At 67.5% G+C, this 16,193-nt stretch carries 16 protein-coding genes; 12 read left to right on the forward strand and 4 right to left on the reverse strand.

What is annotated here, in order from left to right; translation table 11 throughout:
• Nucleotides 1–29: 29 nt before the first annotated feature.
• Nucleotides 30–629 (reverse strand): lipocalin family protein, encoded by a 600-nt coding sequence (locus C8C96_RS13565; RefSeq protein ID WP_121942649.1) that lies wholly within the window; start codon nucleotides 627–629, stop codon nucleotides 30–32.
• Between the two features lie 329 nt (nucleotides 630–958).
• On the opposite strand from C8C96_RS13565, the gene C8C96_RS13570 reads away from it, so the two are divergent.
• The gene (locus tag C8C96_RS13570) at nucleotides 959–1,582 is read left to right on the forward strand and encodes a hypothetical protein (RefSeq protein ID WP_121942650.1); all 624 of its coding nucleotides are present in this window, start codon (nucleotides 959–961) and stop codon (nucleotides 1,580–1,582) included.
• Between the two features lie 63 nt (nucleotides 1,583–1,645).
• Here the strand turns inward: C8C96_RS13570 and C8C96_RS13575 are convergent, their stop codons facing one another.
• Together C8C96_RS13575 and C8C96_RS13580 are read right to left on the reverse strand one after the other, a co-directional pair.
• Nucleotides 1,646–1,996, reverse strand: a complete 351-nt coding sequence (locus C8C96_RS13575) for a FlxA-like family protein (protein ID WP_121942651.1) — start codon at nucleotides 1,994–1,996, stop codon at nucleotides 1,646–1,648.
• A 69-nt stretch (nucleotides 1,997–2,065) separates the two neighbouring features.
• The gene (locus C8C96_RS13580; protein WP_056746571.1) at nucleotides 2,066–2,965 is read right to left on the reverse strand and encodes a LysR substrate-binding domain-containing protein; all 900 of its coding nucleotides are present in this window, start codon (nucleotides 2,963–2,965) and stop codon (nucleotides 2,066–2,068) included.
• 125 nt (nucleotides 2,966–3,090) lie between these two features.
• On the opposite strand from C8C96_RS13580, the gene C8C96_RS13585 reads away from it, so the two are divergent.
• From C8C96_RS13585 to C8C96_RS13620, 8 genes are all read left to right on the forward strand, one after another.
• Nucleotides 3,091–4,080, forward strand: a complete 990-nt coding sequence (locus C8C96_RS13585; RefSeq protein WP_121942652.1) for a tripartite tricarboxylate transporter substrate binding protein — start codon at nucleotides 3,091–3,093, stop codon at nucleotides 4,078–4,080.
• Between the two features lie 38 nt (nucleotides 4,081–4,118).
• Entirely contained in the window at nucleotides 4,119–5,024 is a 906-nt protein-coding gene (locus tag C8C96_RS13590) for an alpha/beta fold hydrolase (RefSeq protein WP_121944012.1), read from the forward strand.
• Nucleotides 5,025–5,057: 33 nt separating this feature from the next.
• Nucleotides 5,058–6,476, forward strand: coding sequence for a 3-isopropylmalate dehydratase large subunit (gene leuC, locus C8C96_RS13595; protein WP_121942653.1), 1,419 nt, complete (start codon nucleotides 5,058–5,060; stop codon nucleotides 6,474–6,476).
• Entirely contained in the window at nucleotides 6,473–7,138 is a 666-nt protein-coding gene (gene leuD, locus C8C96_RS13600) for a 3-isopropylmalate dehydratase small subunit (RefSeq protein WP_121942654.1), read from the forward strand. Before leuC ends, leuD begins: the two co-directional genes overlap by 4 nt.
• A 165-nt stretch (nucleotides 7,139–7,303) precedes the next feature.
• The gene (locus C8C96_RS13605) at nucleotides 7,304–8,158 is read left to right on the forward strand and encodes a hypothetical protein (protein ID WP_121942655.1); all 855 of its coding nucleotides are present in this window, start codon (nucleotides 7,304–7,306) and stop codon (nucleotides 8,156–8,158) included.
• 23 nt (nucleotides 8,159–8,181) lie between these two features.
• Complete coding sequence (locus tag C8C96_RS13610; RefSeq protein ID WP_121942656.1) at nucleotides 8,182–8,652, forward strand: hypothetical protein; 471 nt, start codon at nucleotides 8,182–8,184, stop codon at nucleotides 8,650–8,652.
• Nucleotides 8,653–8,779: 127 nt separating this feature from the next.
• Nucleotides 8,780–10,015, forward strand: coding sequence for a hypothetical protein (locus tag C8C96_RS13615; protein WP_121944013.1), 1,236 nt, complete (start codon nucleotides 8,780–8,782; stop codon nucleotides 10,013–10,015).
• Nucleotides 10,000–12,216, forward strand: coding sequence for an ATP-binding protein (locus C8C96_RS13620; RefSeq protein ID WP_121942657.1), 2,217 nt, complete (start codon nucleotides 10,000–10,002; stop codon nucleotides 12,214–12,216). The genes C8C96_RS13615 and C8C96_RS13620 overlap by 16 nt, the downstream gene beginning before the upstream one ends.
• Before the next feature lie 115 nt (nucleotides 12,217–12,331).
• On the opposite strand, the gene C8C96_RS13625 is transcribed toward C8C96_RS13620, so the two are convergent.
• The gene (locus C8C96_RS13625; protein ID WP_121942658.1) at nucleotides 12,332–13,225 is read right to left on the reverse strand and encodes a LysR family transcriptional regulator; all 894 of its coding nucleotides are present in this window, start codon (nucleotides 13,223–13,225) and stop codon (nucleotides 12,332–12,334) included.
• A gap of 106 nt (nucleotides 13,226–13,331) precedes the next feature.
• Between C8C96_RS13625 and C8C96_RS13630 the strand changes: the two genes are divergently transcribed.
• The 3 genes from C8C96_RS13630 to C8C96_RS13640 are packed head-to-tail and all read left to right on the forward strand — an operon-like array spanning nucleotide 13,332 to nucleotide 16,114.
• Nucleotides 13,332–14,696, forward strand: a complete 1,365-nt coding sequence (locus C8C96_RS13630; protein WP_121942659.1) for an acyclic terpene utilization AtuA family protein — start codon at nucleotides 13,332–13,334, stop codon at nucleotides 14,694–14,696.
• A gap of 11 nt (nucleotides 14,697–14,707) precedes the next feature.
• Nucleotides 14,708–15,079 carry a hypothetical protein gene (locus C8C96_RS13635; RefSeq protein WP_121942660.1) on the forward strand — a complete coding sequence of 124 codons (372 nt, stop codon included), beginning with the start codon at nucleotides 14,708–14,710 and terminating at the stop codon, nucleotides 15,077–15,079.
• A 42-nt stretch (nucleotides 15,080–15,121) separates the two neighbouring features.
• Nucleotides 15,122–16,114, forward strand: a complete 993-nt coding sequence (locus C8C96_RS13640) for a tripartite tricarboxylate transporter substrate binding protein (RefSeq protein ID WP_121942661.1) — start codon at nucleotides 15,122–15,124, stop codon at nucleotides 16,112–16,114.
• Nucleotides 16,115–16,193 lie beyond the last annotated feature (79 nt).

Genomic DNA, 16,193 nt, shown 5'->3' on the forward strand with positions numbered 1-16,193 from the left:
GCAAGCCTTCAGGCCCTGCTGCGCTGTCATCAGGTTCTGACCGCCACCCGGCGCGCATGTTGCTCTGCACCGGGCTGCGCCCAGACGATCTTGCTCACATCCACCCCCAGGGCCTTAGCGCGCTCCATCAGGTGTTCGCGCACATGCCAGGGCAGGGTGGGGGTGCGTGACAGTACCCATAGGTAGTCGGTGCTGGAGCCCACCACCATCGCCCACTGGTAGTTTTCGTCCAGCGCCACCACGTTGTAGCCGCCATAGAACGGTCCGAAGAACGACACCTTGAGTGCGGCCCGGTCGGGGCTGTCCACAAACTCTGCCCGGCCCTCGGCCTCTCTCCACTGCTTGCGCACCGGGTCATACCCTCGGTTCACCACCTTGATGGTGTTGTCCGCGTTGCGGCTGTACGTGGCGCTGGCCTGGGTCAGCCCCCGCTCAAACGAGTTTTCAATGCGCGCCAGCTCGTGCCAGTGCCCTGCATACCGGTCCACATCAAAGCCCGTGACGGGTTGCACGCCATCCGGTGTGCGTGGCGTCGAGCACGCTGACAGCACCAGCACGCCCATCAACGCAGCCGCGCCCATGATGAGCGGCCAGGGGGAGCGGCGAGGTGCGGTGCGGATGGCTTGCATGGCGGGTTCTCCTGTGGGTGGGTTCTGGTGGTGGGGCCAGCGCGCTGGCTGTGCCCTTCTCCTCGCAACCGACTGTAGGGACCGTGGAATGCGCCCGGTGTAGGAAGGCGCTGGCGCCCGGTGTCGGCGGTGTGGCGGGTCTGGTGTCCCTGTCCGGTCACTGGCGCCGTGGCGTGGGCATTGAGCAGCCCGCGTGCCGCATGTCCTGTGCGTTGTCACCGATGTATGCATGCAGTCTGCCCCGTGCGGGGTTAGAGTGCTGCAGGGCAACGGCAGTGGGGCCTCTCCACCCCTCCTGCGTTCGGCCGTTATGTTGTCAAGGAGGTCCCGTGAACCATCCCAGCTCTCCATCCCTTTCTGCGCTCCCTGCCTCCTCGGCACAGGCGCAGCAACACAGTCTTGCTGCCGACGACCCGGCCACACGCAGCTACCAGCAGGCGCGGCGCAACGGCCTGCCGGGTGCATGGAGCTGTGGCTTGCACCTGGGGCCTCACCAGGTGCTCTGGGCTGCGGGGGCAGATACCCCCATGCCGTCCGTGCGGCTGACTCTGCCGCTGGGTGGCGAGCGCACGGCGCGCCAGTTTTTCCGCCATGCCGTGCCCACACCTCTGGAACTGGAGACCGCCATTGCGGTAGTGGAGGATGAGATCCATGTGGGACACCAGCAACTGCAAGGCCTGTTGCCCGGCGGGCAGGTGTGGGCCCCATGGTCTACAGATGCGGCGTTGCATGACCTGGCCACCTTGGCGGGCGTACCGCCGGGAGCCCAGCGCGTGCTGACGCTGGAGGCCATGGAGCGTCTTTTCAACCGCCTGGCCGCTGTGGCCGAGGGGCGCCCGGCCGCACACGAAGGCCTGCCGGAGGATCCTGTCTTTGCGGGCACGCTGCTGGTGTTGCGCGAGCTGATGCACCACCTGCCGTTTGCCACGCTGACCCTGGTGAACAAGCCCTAGTCGTTCTCCAAAACTGCATGAGACTGCACGCTCCGCAGCATGTCCTCGCGCAGTGCCAGAGCACTAAGCAAAAGTATCGACCGACTCTCCCAACCCAGGCAGGTTCTGCGGCTTGTTCGCCGGGGTGGATCGTGGCTGCTGGCTGGCCTTGGCTTGTTGCTGTGCCTGGGCTCGGTCCATCTGCTCTTGCTGCATCTGGCGCTGGATGGCTGCTATCTGTTGCTGCACCATCTGGATCTGGGCCTGCAGCAGTTTGACCTTCTCCTGCTTGGCCTTGGGCTCCATGTCCTGTCCGGCGACGTTGCGCAGTTCGTCGGTCAGTTCGCGCATCCGTTTTTGCAGCTTGTTGATGTTGCTGGCTGCACTGGCGCTGGACGCTGTGCCCGTCGAAGGGGTTGCACTTGAGATCTGCATGCTGTGTTATCGGCACATCCGCAGAAATCTCAAGCCGTGGCCCGTGCGATGACTTCAGCCTGCGGGCCTTCATGCATGCGGCGGTGCCGAGAACCACTCCCGCAGGAAGTCTGTCAGCGCGCGCATCTTGGCCGACAGATCGCTGCGTGTGGGGTAGACCAGCGTCACGTCGGCCGCCGGCAGCGACCATGTTGGCAGCACGCGCAGCAAGCGGCCTGCAGAAAGGTGGATCGCCACGTCCCATTCGGATCGCATCAGCACGCCGTGGCCCTCCAGTGCCCAGGTGGTGGCAGCTGCGCCATCGTTGGTGCTCAGCATGCCGCGCACCTTCACCGTCTCCTGGCGCTCGCCCTGGCGCAGATGCCAGGTGCCGTAGGTCTCGTCGCTTTCGCGGATCACGATGCACTGGTGGGCCAGCAGGTCTGCCGGTTGCACGGGCTCGCCTGCCTGGGCAAGGTAGGTGGGCGATGCGCACAGCACACGCCGGTTGGCGAGCAGTTTGCGGGCCGTGAGGCGTGAGTCCGGCAGGTCACCAAATCGCACGGCGGCGTCAAAGCCTTGTTCCACCAGATTCACGGGCCGGTCGGTCAGGTGCAACTGCACCTCCACCTCGGGGTAGGCGCGTGCAAACGCCGACAGGGCGGGGGCAATATGCATTCGGCCAAAACCCAGCGTGGCTGCCAGCTTGATGAGCCCGCGTGGCGAACTGCGCGCGCCAGCCACGGTGCGCTCCAGCGCATCCAGGTCGCCGAGGATGCGCGCGCCGTCGAGCAGGTAGGTCTCACCCTCGGGCGTCAGGCTCATGCGTCGCGTGGTGCGGCGCAGCAGCCGCACGCCCAGCCGCCGTTCCAGCTGCGCCAGGCGCCTGCTGGCGGCCGGCGGAGTGATGCCCATCTGCTGGGCGGCAGCCGCGAGGCTGCCTTCCTTCATCAGAAGTGCAAAAAACCGCAAGTCGGAAAAAGCGTCCATGGGCTTGTGGGTGATTAGTGTGTTTGATTTACGAATGAAGTAATTTTGAATGACTTTATGTGAATCCTGCTCACTCATAAGATGCCACTGCAACACAACACAAGAACCTTGCAGGAGACAAACCCATGAACACATCCCATCCCCGGCGGTTACGAACATGGCGCGTCGTGGCCACGGCCGCACTGGCCTTGTCTGCCGCCGCTGGCGCATGGGCCCAGGCATACCCCGCCAAGGCCATCAAGCTCGTGGTGCCCTATGCACCCGGCGGTAGCGCGGACATTGCGGCCCGCCTGATCACCGACGAATGGGGCAAGGCCCTGGGCGGCTCGCTGTTCATCGAGAACAAGGGCGGCGCGGGCGGCAACATCGGCGTGGACATGGTGGCCAAGTCCGCACCGGACGGTTACACCATCGGCCTGCAGACCGTGTCCCTGGCCATCAACCCCAGCCTGACGGCCAAGATGCCCTACGACACCCTGAAGGACCTGGCGCCCATCGGCATGGTGGCCAGTTCGCAGCATGTGCTGGTGGTCAACAACGCGTTGCCAGCCAAGAACGTCAAGGAACTGGTGGCCCTGCTCAAGGCCAAGCCGGGGCAATACTCCTATGGTTCAGCGGGGGCGGGCAGCACCTTCCACATGTCAGCCGAGCTGTTCAAGGCCGTGGCAGGCACGCCCATCGTGCACATCCCCTACCGTGGTGGCGGCCCGGCCATGATCGACACCATGTCCGGCCAGGTGGCCATGAGCTTCCCGGTGCTGTCTGCAGCGCAGCCGCATGTGCAGGCGGGCAAGCTGCGCGCATTGGGCGTCACGGGCACGAAGCGTTCGCCACTGATGCCCGATGTGCCCACCATTGCCGAGGCTGGCCTGCCGGGCTACACGTTTGAAACCTGGTTCATCGTGTTTGCGCCGGCCGGCACACCCAAGCCAGTCATCGATAAGCTCAACACCAGCCTGAACCAGGCACTCAACGCCCCCGCCCTGAGAGAACGCATGGCCAGGGATGGCTTCGACCCGACGCCTTCGACGCCAGAGCAGGCCCGCGCCCGGCTGGAGCAGGAAATGCCGCAATGGGCCAAGCTCATCAAGGAGCGGGGCATCACGGCAGAGTGAACACGCCTGCGCTGCACTACCCACTGACACCCATGACCATGACCACGACGACCCCGCTTTTCCCCGGCTTCACCGCCCGCCGCGTGCCTACGCCGGACGGCCAGCACATCCACACGCTGGTGGGCGGCACAGGCCCTGCCTTGCTGCTGCTGCACGGGCACCCGCAGACCTCGGCCATCTGGCACAAGGTGGCGCCAAAGCTGGCGCAGCATTTCACGCTGGTGCTGGCGGACCTGCGTGGGTATGGCGAATCGGCGAAGCCCGAGGGCGACGCGGAGCACCTGCTCTACAGCAAACGCACCATGGCCGCCGACATGCTGGCTGTGATGCAGCACCTGGGCCACCCGCGCTTCACCGTGTTGGCCCATGACCGGGGCGCCCGCGTGGCGCACCGCCTGGCGGCCGACCACCCGGCGGCCGTGCAGCGCATGGTGCTGCTGGACATAGCGCCCACCTTGGCCATGTACGAACAGGCCAGCAACGCCTTTGCCCGTGCCTACTGGCACTGGTTCTTCCTGATCCAGCCCGCGCCGCTGCCCGAGCGCCTGATCGAGGCCGACCCCGCAGCCTACCTGCGCGACGTGATGGGTCGGCGCAGCGCGGGCCTGGCCCCGTTCGATCCACGCGCCCTGGCCGAGTACGTGCGCTGCCTGACCTTGCCCGGCACGGCCCACGGCATCTGCGAGGACTACCGCGCCTCTGCGGGCATCGACCTGGTGCACGACCGTGCCGACCGCGATGCGGGCCGCCAGTTGCCCATGCCCTTGCTGGCGCTGTGGGGCGAGCAGGGCGTGGTGCACCAGTGCTTCCAGCCCCTGGCCGAGTGGCAGCGCGTGGCGGCCGACGTGCGCGGCCATGCATTGCCTTGTGGCCACTACATCGCCGAGGAGGCCCCTGATGCGCTGCTTGACGCGGCGCTGCCCTTCCTGCTGGCCGACCGGTAAGGCCGCACCCAACGACAACCCCCGACGCTGACCATGACCACTCCCTCAACGCTCTACCAGAAGCTGGTGGCATCGCACACCGTGGCCGTTCTGGACGAACAGAACGTTCTGCTGTTTTGCGACCTGCACCTGATGAACGAATACACCAGCCCCCAGGCCTTCGCCGGCCTGCACGAGGCCGGGCGCGGCGTACCCGTGCCGGGGCAGAACGTGGCGGTGGTAAGCCACATCATCCCCACGCACCCGGTGCGCTGGCGCACCATCCAGGACCCGCCCTCGGCCCTGCAGGCCACCAACCTCAAGGCCAACTGCGACCGCCACGGCATCCCGCTGTTCGACACCAACGACCCGTTGCAGGGCATCGAGCACGTGATCGCGCCCGAACACGGCATGGTGCGCCCGGGCATGGTCATCATCTGCGGCGACAGCCACACCACCACCTACGGGGCACTGGGTGCCTTGGGTTTTGGCATCGGAACCTCGGAGGTCGAGCATGTGCTGGCCACCCAGACGCTGGTCTACCGCCTGGCCAAGGACATGCGCATCCGCGTGGACGGCGCGCTGCCCAGCGGCACCACGGCCAAGGACCTGATCCTCATGGTCATCAGCCGCATCGGTGCGCAGGGCGCACGCGGCTACGTGGTGGAGTTCAGCGGCAGCGCCATTGGCGCGCTGTCGGTGGAGGCGCGCTTCACGCTGTGCAACATGGCCGTGGAGGCGGGCGCCCGAGGCGCACTGATCGCACCCGACGCCACCGCCATTGACTACGTGCTGGCCAAGGCCCCCGACATTGCGGGCGACGTGCGCGCGCAGGCACTGGCGCACTGGGCCACCCTGCACAGTGACGAGGGCGCGGCATTCGATGCGGAACATGTGTTTGACGCGGCTGACGTCGCCCCGTTCGTCACCTGGGGCACCAGCCCCGACCAGGCCATGGCCATCAACGCCACGGTTCCCCGTCCCGAAGAAATGGCCGATGCCGTGCAGCGCAGCAGCGCCGAGCAAGCGCTGCGCTACACCGGGCTCGTCGCCGGCCAGTCCCTGCAGGGTGTGCCCGTGCAGCATGTTTTCATCGGCTCCTGCACCAATGCGCGCATCGAAGACCTGCGCGAGGTGGACCGCATTGTGGGCAGCCGCCACGTGGCCCACGGCGTGCGCGCCATGGTGGTGCCCGGCTCCGGCGCAGTGAAGGCCCAGGCCGAGGCGGAAGGCATTGCCGAGCGCCTGGTGGCTGCAGGCTTTGAGTGGCGCCAGCCCGGCTGCTCCATGTGCCTGGCCATGAACGACGACGTGCTCGCCCCCGGCCAGCGCTGCGCATCCACCACCAACCGCAATTTCGAAGGCCGCCAGGGCCGGGGCGCCATCACCCACCTGGTGAGCCCGGCCATGGCTGCAGCAGCCGCCGTCACCGGTTGCATCACTGACGTCCGTACCCTGGAGGTGCCAGCATGAGCGCCGATCACCACACCATCGTGCACGGCCAGGCGGCCCTGCTCGACATTGCCAACCTCGACACCGACCAGATCATGCCCAAGCAGTTCCTGCGTGGAATCGACAAGTCGGGTCTGGCTCCCGGTCTGTTTTACGACCTGCGTTTTGACGGGGAAGGATTGCCACGCCCGGATTTCGTCCTCAACCAGGCGGCTTTCCAGGGGGTGGATGTGCTCATCGCGGGCTCCAACTATGGCTGCGGCTCCAGTCGCGAGCACGCGGTGTGGGGCATGCAGCAGTACGGCTTCAGGGCCGTGGTGGCGTCAAGCTTCGGCGAAATCTTCTACTCCAATGCGCTCAACAACCGCCTGCTGCTGGCCATGGTTTCCGAGGCGGATGTGCAGGCCTTCAAGGCGCAGGCTGCGCAGCTGCAGGGCCCCCTGGCAATCACCATTGATGTGCAGCAGCGCATGGTGCGCAGCGCGGGGCACAGCGCGCAGTTTGTGCTGTCAGACCGGCACCAGAGCATGTTCCTGCAGGGACAAGATGTGATCGGCGCATCGCTGGCGTATGCCGATCAGATACAGGCCTTTGCCCAGCGCCACTGGGCTGCCCAACCCTGGGTGAAGGACGTGGCGCTGCGCACGCGGGCGCGCTTACCGGCCCAGCGCGCACAGGGCTGAGCGCGCCCGGTGCGCCGCACCTGCGGGCGGCGTGGGTGGTGTGGGCGGTTGACATCCTGTCCAGTGCACAGGGTGTGGGGGGTGGACAACGTCGCGAGGGACAGGTCCTGATCGGGCGGTAACAATTCGTGCACTTTCACACGGACCCACCCCATCCCCAGAGCCATGTCGCAAAACACCCATGCCCTGCACCTCTTCTTCGAAGACCCGATCAAGCTCAAGATGGGCCAGTTGGTCTACCAGTACCTTGCCACGGGCAACACCGAGCAGGCACGGCGCTGGGCCGACAAGCTTGGCGGCGCCGATCTCGATGCGCTGTGGGATGCCCAATGGTTCAACCAGGAGGCGGTTGCCGAACCCGGTCACCTCACGCTGCGGTTCGACACCGGCACGCACGACGACCTGCCGCTGCGCGCGTTGGAGACCCTGTTCGCCCACGGCCTGCGGGCTGCGGTGCTGGAGGTGTTCTACGACCAGGTCGGTGAAACCGAGCGCATGCACTTTGACCGGGGCCAGTGGGTGTCGCGCCGGGCGTTCATGGACGCCAACCCGCAGTGGCGCGCTGTGGTGGAGCCCGCGCACCAGGACGGCGAAGGCCAGGACGGGGAGGCCGAAGACCGCTACGCCTGTTCCAAAGACCCGGCCAAGCCGCTGGCTGTGGCCAAGCTGCGCCAGCAGGAAGAAAAGCGCAAGCGCGAGGCCCAGGAGGCGGCCGAAGCGTTTGTCGAGATGGCGAAGGCGATGGGCAAAAGCGGCAAGTCGCCCTTGCAGGGCCTGATGGCCGTGCTGCTGTTGCGCGCCGGGCTCAAGGGGCTGGTGCACGCAGTGGTCTTCACGGTGGTCACCGTGCTGCTGTTCAAGGGCTTCTGGCTGTGGATGGGCCTGGGGCTGGTGCTGGCCGTGGCGCTGCCGCTGTACTACATGGCCACCGAACACAAGGCGCTGCGCGGGGACGACGGAGACGATGACGCCGCCCCGCCTGGCGACGATGGCCCCGCCACGGTGATGGCACCCCAGTAAAAGCATCTCAGGAGAACAACAACATGCTGACGCAAATCGAATGGTGGGGTGGGGTGATCTTTGTGCTGGGGGCGCTGACCTACCGCATGGTCATGGGGGCGCTGGAAAGGCCGACGGACGGCATTCCCTGGTACCGGCTCATGATGCACGTGTTCTTTCTGGCCCCGGCCGCGCTGCTGGCGGGCTACTTCTACCCGCTCACGCAGCCCGCGCTGCAATACGGCTACCTGGCGCTGCTGGCCGTCTCGCTGCTGGTGGTGGCCGTGATGCTGGTGCAGGAGATGACCGGCGATTCGGGCGAGGGCCAAGAAGAGGGGCGCAGCAAGGAGCCCTTGACGGAGGGCGCGACAGCCAAGGCCGACGATACCGACGAGTACGAAGAGCCCGGCTGGCTGATGTCGGTGGTCGGCGCCATGGTGCTGTACAGCCCGGTGCTCACGGCCTGTGGCCTCGCCAGCTACAAGGCCTGGCCCATGGTGCAGCGCCTGGCGTAGTGCATCCGCAGTGCGCAGTGGGATGGCAGTGGTCTGGCAAGGCTGACAATGCCTGCCCACCATCCCCATGTTTTTCGCAGCCCTTGGTTTTGGCTCGGTGTACCCGCCTTCGTTAGTCCACAACTCCATGTCCCCCGATTCCTTTGCCGATCTTCTGTCGGTCTACATGCGGCGCATCCGCGCCAGCGCCTCCGGCGTGGCCACCGAAATTGGCCTGAGCCGTGAGGCCGTCAACAACTGGCGCAACGGCATCTCGATGCCCAACCCGCGCTCGCGCGACAAGCTGGTGGCCTGCACCCGGTACCTGCGCCTGACGGAGAGTGAGGCCAACCGCCTGCTCAGCGCCGCAGGGTTTGCGCCAGAATTTCCCCTGCAGGCCGAATCCACCGGTGCGCAGCCGTTTGCTGCGTTCCAGGACAAGGTGTTTGCGCAACTGGCCCAGGCGGTGCCGTACCCCATTTCGTTGCTGCTGTCGCCCGCGCACTGGGGGCAGCCGCCGTTCCGGCACGAGCTGCTGCAGCGCGCCCGCGCGCAATACGGCGAAGGCTCGGTGCTGCACATCCAGCCGCCCTACAGCGTGAGCACGGTGCCTGCCGAATACTTCGCGGCCATCGGCCGCCAATGCGGGCTGGGCGATGTGGCGTCGGACTACGAGTTTGAATCCGCGCTGGAGCGCCGCCTGCTGGCGGGCGAGCGCATCTTCTGCCTGGTCAGCCGCTTCGAGCAGGGCACGCCCGCGCTGCGCGAAACCCTGGCGGGCATTTTGCGCAGCCTGAGCGAAATGCATAGCGGCCGCCTGCACCTGCTGCTGTGCGGAGGGCAGGCGCTGGCCGACCTCAAGTACCGCAGTGGCGACCTGTCGCTGCTCAACATCGCCCAGGTCCACCACTGGCCCGACCCGTCGCTTGCCGACCTGTTGCAACTGGCCCGCCACCGCTGGCCCGAGCAGCCCTGGTCCGAGCCGGTGGTGGCTGCACTGCAGGCCCTGAGCGGCGGCCACCCCGCGCTGTTTGAAGAAGGCCTGCAATGGCTGGTGGACCACCCCGGCGCGGGCACCAGCCTGCACGAAGGCCAGCCCGCCTTCAGCGCCCTGCGCACCCACCTGGCCAGCAGCCCGCGCCTGTGGCAAACGTTCCTGCCGCTGGCGCAGGTGTCAGCCAGCCGGGCGCGCCTGCAGCAGTTGCTGGGCGCGGACGACCTCGGCCGCGCACGACCCTACCTGCAGGACGACGACCTGCGCAGCCTGTTCTGGGGCAACCTCATCCTTGCGCGCGGCGTGGGGGACGCAGCGCGGCTGCACTGGCGCAGCCCCACGGTGCGCGAGGCCGGCTGGATGGTGCTGGATTCATGCTCGGCCGACTGACGCCCTGGCTGTCCCGGCCCGTGGTGCGCGCCGTTGTCATTGCGCTGGTCACGCTGTTTGTGGCCAGCGCCGTGTTCACGCCCCAGCACAACCCGGCCACGCGGGGCAGGTTCATGGCGGCGATGAATGTGGGGCCGCTGTGGGGCGAGCTGGTGCAGTGGCGTGTAGCGATGGTCAACGCCCGCAACGAGCTGGATGCCTGGCCCACGGACATTCAGAAGTACGCGCCGCCCATTGCCAACCCGCAGCTGCGCGTTACCTCCCCGCGCCCCAATGTGCTGCAAGCCGACATTGCCCGCAACCCCGAATTTGGCAAGCTGGCGGGCACGCAGGTGGTGGTGGAGCTGCAGCCTGGTACCCACACCTGGACCTGCCGCCCCGGCAACCCGCCCATCCCGCAGGGCTACCTGCCCATCAACTGCCAGCAAGGCAGCACCGACGATTTCGAGCCCGCCAAGCCCGCGCCAGACGCCGACCCCTTTGGCTGGATGCGCTCGCTGATTGCGTGGTGCGCGGTGATCTTTGGGGTGGGCGCCGTACTGTGGGTGGTGCGCCACCCGCTCATCGGTGCGGGCCAGCTGCGCCCTGCGCGCCTGCGCCGCACGCCTTTGGCGCGACTGCCGCACATCGACCGGCTGCTGCGCTGGCTGCGGCGGCTGGAACCCACGCTGCAGGCCGCCGATGTCCGCCTGGTGGACTGGCGCCGCGCGGTGGCCTGCGCCCAGGCCACGGGCGGCGAGCGCGCCCCGGCCCTGGCCCGCGCGCTGGCCGAACGCGTGTCCGCCCGCTGCCAGCCCAGCACCGACTGGGCGCTGCCCGGTGCGGTGTTTGAGTGGTCGTTCCCGCCCGACCTGCCCGTGTCGCTGGACCGTTGCCTGGTCTTTGTGCCCACGCACGGCATCGACGAAGCCACCGTGCTGCGCCAGCTGCGCGCCGTGCAGACCGGCAGCGACGTGCTGCTGATCCTGAGCGAGCACAGCGTGGACACCCCCTGGCCGCTGCTGCACGCGCATGCACAAGACCGCGCCAACCTGCATGTGATGGCCGACAGCGCCAGCCAGACCGAATGGCTGATTGGAGGCGACGCCCTGCAAGTGCTGCTGCGCCTGCTGGCCGCGCAGCTGCGCATCACCCGCATCTCGCCCTACCAGACGCGCGGCGGTGTCACACGTGAAGGCGCCTTCTTCGGCCGTGCGCAACTGCTGGCCCGCGTCATCAACCGCGAGCCCGCCAACTACCTGGTGGTGGGTGGGCGCCAGCTGGGCAAAAGCAGTCTGCTCAAGGCCGTGCAGCGCCGCATGGCGGGCCACCCGCACACTGTGTGCCACTACGTCTCGCTGCGCGACCACCGCCTGGCGCCACGCATGGCGTTGCAGTTTGGCCTGCCCGCCGACACACCGCTCGAAGCCATCGTGGACCACCTGCAGGCGCAGTACCAGGGTAAGCGCCTGGTGCTGCTCATCGACGAGGCCGACCTGTTCTTCCGTGACGAATCGGCCAATGGCTATGTGCAGCTGTCCACCCTGCGCGCGCTCAGCGAGGAGGGCCGCTGCTGGTTCATGCTCGCGGGCTTCTGGGACTTGTACGCCACCGCCGTGCTGGACTACCAAAGCCCGCTGCGCAACTTTGGCGAGGTGCTGACCATCGGCGGCCTGGAGCGCGATGCCTGCCGCGAACTGGCCACCGAGCCACTGCGCAAGCTGCGGCTGGGTTTTGACAACGAGCACCTGGTGAACCGCCTGGTGGACGCCAGCGGCCAGCGCGCCAACCTGGTCGCCATCCTGTGCCAGGAATGCCTGGAGGCGCTAGCGCCCGGCGAACGCGTGATCGAAAAGCGCCATCTCGACCAGGCCCTGGCCTCGCAGGCCGTGCAGGACGCACTGGCCGGCTGGGGCCGCCTGAGCCACGACGAAGCCGCCTGCCGCCTCGACCGCATCGTGGTCTACCACACCGCCCAGGCGGGCCAGTCCAGCCTGGTCACCCTGGCCCAGCTGCTGCAAAGCCACGGCATCGCGGGCGACGCGCAGGCCCTGCGCCAGTCACTGGCACGCCTGCAGCTGGCCTATGTGCTGCGCAAACACGAGGGCGGTGAATACCGCTTTGCTATCCCGCTGCTGAAGGACCAGTTTGAACCGGTGGAGGTGGAACTGCTGCTGCACCAGGAGCTGGAGGTGCTGGCGCGCGACCGTGTTCCGGATTGAGCTGCGCATGGAGTACTGCGAAGTCATCGCTGCAAAAAGTTGAGCCGGATGACCGCTAAGCGCTTATTCAATATGCCTTGGCAGCTATTGAATGGATAGCAGATGGCAGGCCGCCTCAAGGCCGCTGCGCCATCACCAGCGCATACAGCGCCTGCGCCGCCACCGACAGGCTCTCGTCCCGCCGCCGCACCAGATAGATCTGTCGCGTCAGCCCCGGCAGCGACAGCGGCCGTGTGACCAGCCCCGGCTGGTCAAAGTGGAATAGCGTGAGCGCTGGCACCACGCTGATGCCAAGCCCCGCGCGCACCATGCCCATCACGGTGGCGAGCTGCTCCACCTCCATCAGCGTGTGCATGGCCTGCGGGTGCAGCGCGGCCTCCAGGTACTGGCGCACGCTGCTGGTGCGCGCGAGGTGGATGAAGGGCCAGGCGGCCAGGTCCTGCGCAGTGATGGCCTTGCGCCTGCGCGCCAGCGGGTGGTCGGCCGGGCACACCAGGTAGAAGTTGTCGCTGCAAAACGGCTCGGCCTGCAGCGCGGGCGTGTCGGCGCGGATGGCGGCGAGTGCAAAGTCGGCATGGCCGCTGGCCACGCGGTCGATGCAGGGCTCGGACAGCACATCGGCAATGTCGATCTCGATGCCCGGGTGCGCCGTGCGGTACTGCGCCAGCACACCGGGCAGCCAGCCCGCCGCCAGTGACGGCAGCAGCGCCACGGCCACACGCCCGCGCTGCAGTGTGGCGGCACTGCGCACGGCGGCCAGGGCGCTGGTGATTTCGGCGCGGATGCGGCGGGCCGACTCCAGAAAGTTCTGCCCCTCGGGCGTGAGGTCCACATGCCGCGTGCTGCGGTCGAACAGGCGCAGGCCCAGGTCGTCCTCCAGCGCGCGGATGAGGGCGCTGAACGCGGGCTGCGACAGGTGGCACAACGTGGCGGCGCGCGTGAAGCTGCGCTGCTCGGCCAGCGCGAGGAACGCATCGAGCTGGCGGCTGGAGAGATGGGGGGCGCTCATGCGGGGTGGGTGTGATTCATCTGGTTTTCAGATGGATTCATCGTAACAATCGATTTTACAGAATACAGCCATGTTCCTACATTCACGGTCAGGAGACAACGGATTCATGCCGAACGACCAAAAAACCAACCTGCTGGTGGGCTGCGCCGCCGGCTTCTCGGGCGACCGCACCGACGCGGCCCTGCCCGTGGTGCAGGCGCTCATCGCCAGCGGCCAGCCTGCGGTGCTCATCTTCGAGACGCTGGCCGAGCGCACGCTGGCCCTGGCCCAGCTGGCGCGCCGCACCGACCCCGATGCAGGGTACGAGCCGCTGCTGGCCGACCTGCTGCGCCCCGTGCTGGCACAGTGCCTGGCCCACGGCGTGCGCATCGTCAGCAACTTTGGCGCGGCCAACCCGCAAGGCGCCGCGCACCGCATCCACGCGCTGGCGGCCGAGCTGGGCCTGGCCCGCCCGCGCATTGCCGTGCTGCAGGGCGACGACCTGAGCGGCCCCGAACACCGCGCGCTGCTGCAGGGTGCGCTGGGCAGCGCCATGCCCACTGAGCCCATCGTCAGCGCCAACGCCTACATCGGCGCGCAGGCCATTGCCGATGCGCTGCGCGCTGGCGCCGATATCGTGGTGTGTGGCCGTGTGGCCGACCCGTCGCTGGTGCTGGGCCCTGCGCTGGCGCACTATGGCTGGGCGCTGGACGACTGGGACCGGCTGGCGCGCGCCACCATGGCCGGGCATCTGCTGGAATGCGGCGCGCAGGTCACAGGCGGCTACTTTGCCGACCCTGGCTATAAGGATGTGGCGGGCCTGGCGCAACTGGGCTACCCCATCGCCGAGATCGACGCCGACGGCCACTGCACCATCACCAAGCCCCCGGGCACGGGGGGCTGCATCACCGAACGCACGGTGAAGGAACAGCTGCTGTACGAGCTGCACGACCCGGCGGCGTATCTCACGCCCGATGTGGTGGCCGACATCACCACCGCCCGCGTGACCACAGTGGGCGCTGACGCGGTGCGGCTGGAGGGCGTGCAGGGCCATGCGCAGCCCGCCACGCTCAAGGTTAACGTGTGTTTTGAATCGGGCTGGTTTGCCGAGGGCGAAATCTCCTACGCCGGCCCGCGCGCCGAAGCCCGTGCGCGCCTGGCGGGCGAGGTGCTGCGCGAGCGCTTGCAGGGCCTGGGCCCGCTGCGTATCGATCTGATTGGTGTGACCAGCATCTTTGGCGACGACACCAGCCGCTGGCTGGATGCACCCGCCTGCAGCAACGATGAAGCCCGCGATGTGCGCCTGCGCGTGGCCCTGCAGCACCGCGACCACGCCAGCGCCCAGCGCTTGGTGCGCGAGGTGACCGCGCTCTACACCTGCGGCCCCGCGGGCGGTGGTGGCGTGCGCACGGCGATGCGGCCGCGCCTGGGTACCGTCTCGTGCCTGGTGCCGCGTGAGGCCGTGTCCGTTTACTTCGAGACGGTGGATTGAGGACTCAAGCTATGACCACTACAAACCTTACCGTCACTGTTCCCTTGTATCGCCTTGCCCATAGCCGCACCGGCGACAAAGGCAACCGCTCCAACATCAGCGTCATCGCCTGGCATCCCGCGCTGTGGGACGTGCTGGTCGATCAGGTCACCGAGGCCGCCGTGGCACGCCAGTTCGCGCAGCGCCGCCCGCGCCATGTCACGCGCTACCTGCTGCCGCAACTGCAGGCCATGAACCTCGTGCTGGACGACGTGCTCGACGGCGGCGTGAACGACTCGCTCAACCTCGACAGCCACGGCAAGGCACTGAGCTACCTGCTGCTCGATATGCCCGTCACCGTGCCCGCGTACCTGGCAACGCACTTTGGCGGCCCTTCCGTGTAGCCCGTCTTTTCTTTCCCATCCATACCAACACCAGGAGACAACATGACCCCTTCATCCCCCCGCCGCGCTCTGCTCGCCACTGCCGCCGCACTGGCGCTGGGCGCATTGCACGCCCCAGCAGCCTTGGCCCAGGCGGCTGGTGCCTACCCGGCCAAGGCCATCACCTTTGTCGTGCCCTTTGCCGCAGGCAGCGCCACCGACCAACTGGCGCGCGCGCTGGGCCAGTCCATCACCAGCGACACCAAGCAGCCCGTGGTCATCGACAACAAGGCCGGCGCCAGCGGCATGATCGCCGCGTCGGCCGTGGCCAAGTCTGCGGCCGACGGCTACAGCGTGCTCATCACCACCAACACCACACATGCTGCCAACGAGCACCTGTATAAAAAGCTCTCGTACGACCCGGTGAAGGACTTCGCCCCCGTCACTGGCCTGGGCAAAGGGGGGCAGGTGCTGGTGGTCAACGCCAGCGCACCGTACAAAAACGTGGGCGAGCTGCTGGCCTTTGCCAAGAAGAACCCCGGCAAGCTCAGCTTTGGCAGCGGCAGCTCATCGAGCCGCATGGCGGGCGAAATGCTCAAGCAGCTGGCGGCCGTGGACATCCTGCACGTGCCCTACAAGAGCAACCCGCTGGCCATCACCGACCTGCTGGGCGGGCAGATCGACCTGATGATCACCGACACCTCCACCGGCGTGCCCCAGGTCAAGGCGGGCAAGCTGCGTGCGCTGGGCTACTCCACGCAAAAGCGCAGCACCCAGCTGCCCGACGTGCCCACCATCGACGAAGCCGGTGTGAAGGGCTACGACATGGGCTACTGGTTCGCGGCCTACGTGCCAGCAGGCACGCCCGCGCCGGTGGTGGCGCGCCTGAACGAGCTGCTGACAGCCGCCACCAAGAGCGCTGCGGCCAAGAGCTTCTATGACAACGCCGGCTCCGAAGCCTGGACCACCATGCCCGATGAACTCGCCAAGTTCCAGGCCGCCGAAACCCAGAAGTGGGGCAAGGTGATCAAGGCCGCAGGTATCGAGGCCGAATAAGCCACCGGCCCATCCACCGGCTCACCAGCCAGGCCCACCCACCGGACCGTTTCATTCCCGTTTTAGCTTCTCTCAGCCT

The sequence above is a fragment of the Acidovorax sp. 100 genome (genome assembly GCF_003688355.1).
Classification (GTDB): Bacteria; Pseudomonadota; Gammaproteobacteria; order Burkholderiales; family Burkholderiaceae_C; genus Acidovorax; species Acidovorax delafieldii.

Excerpts from the sequence above, each read along its gene's own strand:
- C8C96_RS13565 (WP_121942649.1), bottom strand. The coding sequence starts at position 629 with ATGCAAGCCATCCGCACCGCACCTCGCCGCTCCCCCTGGCCGCTCATC.
- C8C96_RS13575 (WP_121942651.1), bottom strand. The coding sequence starts at position 1,996 with ATGCAGATCTCAAGTGCAACCCCTTCGACGGGCACAGCGTCCAGCGCC.
- C8C96_RS13580 (WP_056746571.1), bottom strand. The coding sequence starts at position 2,965 with ATGGACGCTTTTTCCGACTTGCGGTTTTTTGCACTTCTGATGAAGGAA.
- C8C96_RS13585 (WP_121942652.1), top strand. The coding sequence starts at position 3,091 with ATGAACACATCCCATCCCCGGCGGTTACGAACATGGCGCGTCGTGGCC.
- C8C96_RS13590 (WP_121944012.1), top strand. The coding sequence starts at position 4,119 with ATGACCACGACGACCCCGCTTTTCCCCGGCTTCACCGCCCGCCGCGTG.
- leuC (WP_121942653.1), top strand. The coding sequence starts at position 5,058 with ATGACCACTCCCTCAACGCTCTACCAGAAGCTGGTGGCATCGCACACC.
- leuD (WP_121942654.1), top strand. The coding sequence starts at position 6,473 with ATGAGCGCCGATCACCACACCATCGTGCACGGCCAGGCGGCCCTGCTC.
- C8C96_RS13605 (WP_121942655.1), top strand. The coding sequence starts at position 7,304 with ATGTCGCAAAACACCCATGCCCTGCACCTCTTCTTCGAAGACCCGATC.
- C8C96_RS13610 (WP_121942656.1), top strand. The coding sequence starts at position 8,182 with ATGCTGACGCAAATCGAATGGTGGGGTGGGGTGATCTTTGTGCTGGGG.
- C8C96_RS13615 (WP_121944013.1), top strand. The coding sequence starts at position 8,780 with ATGTCCCCCGATTCCTTTGCCGATCTTCTGTCGGTCTACATGCGGCGC.
- C8C96_RS13620 (WP_121942657.1), top strand. The coding sequence starts at position 10,000 with ATGCTCGGCCGACTGACGCCCTGGCTGTCCCGGCCCGTGGTGCGCGCC.
- C8C96_RS13625 (WP_121942658.1), bottom strand. The coding sequence starts at position 13,225 with ATGAGCGCCCCCCATCTCTCCAGCCGCCAGCTCGATGCGTTCCTCGCG.
- C8C96_RS13630 (WP_121942659.1), top strand. The coding sequence starts at position 13,332 with ATGCCGAACGACCAAAAAACCAACCTGCTGGTGGGCTGCGCCGCCGGC.
- C8C96_RS13635 (WP_121942660.1), top strand. The coding sequence starts at position 14,708 with ATGACCACTACAAACCTTACCGTCACTGTTCCCTTGTATCGCCTTGCC.
- C8C96_RS13640 (WP_121942661.1), top strand. The coding sequence starts at position 15,122 with ATGACCCCTTCATCCCCCCGCCGCGCTCTGCTCGCCACTGCCGCCGCA.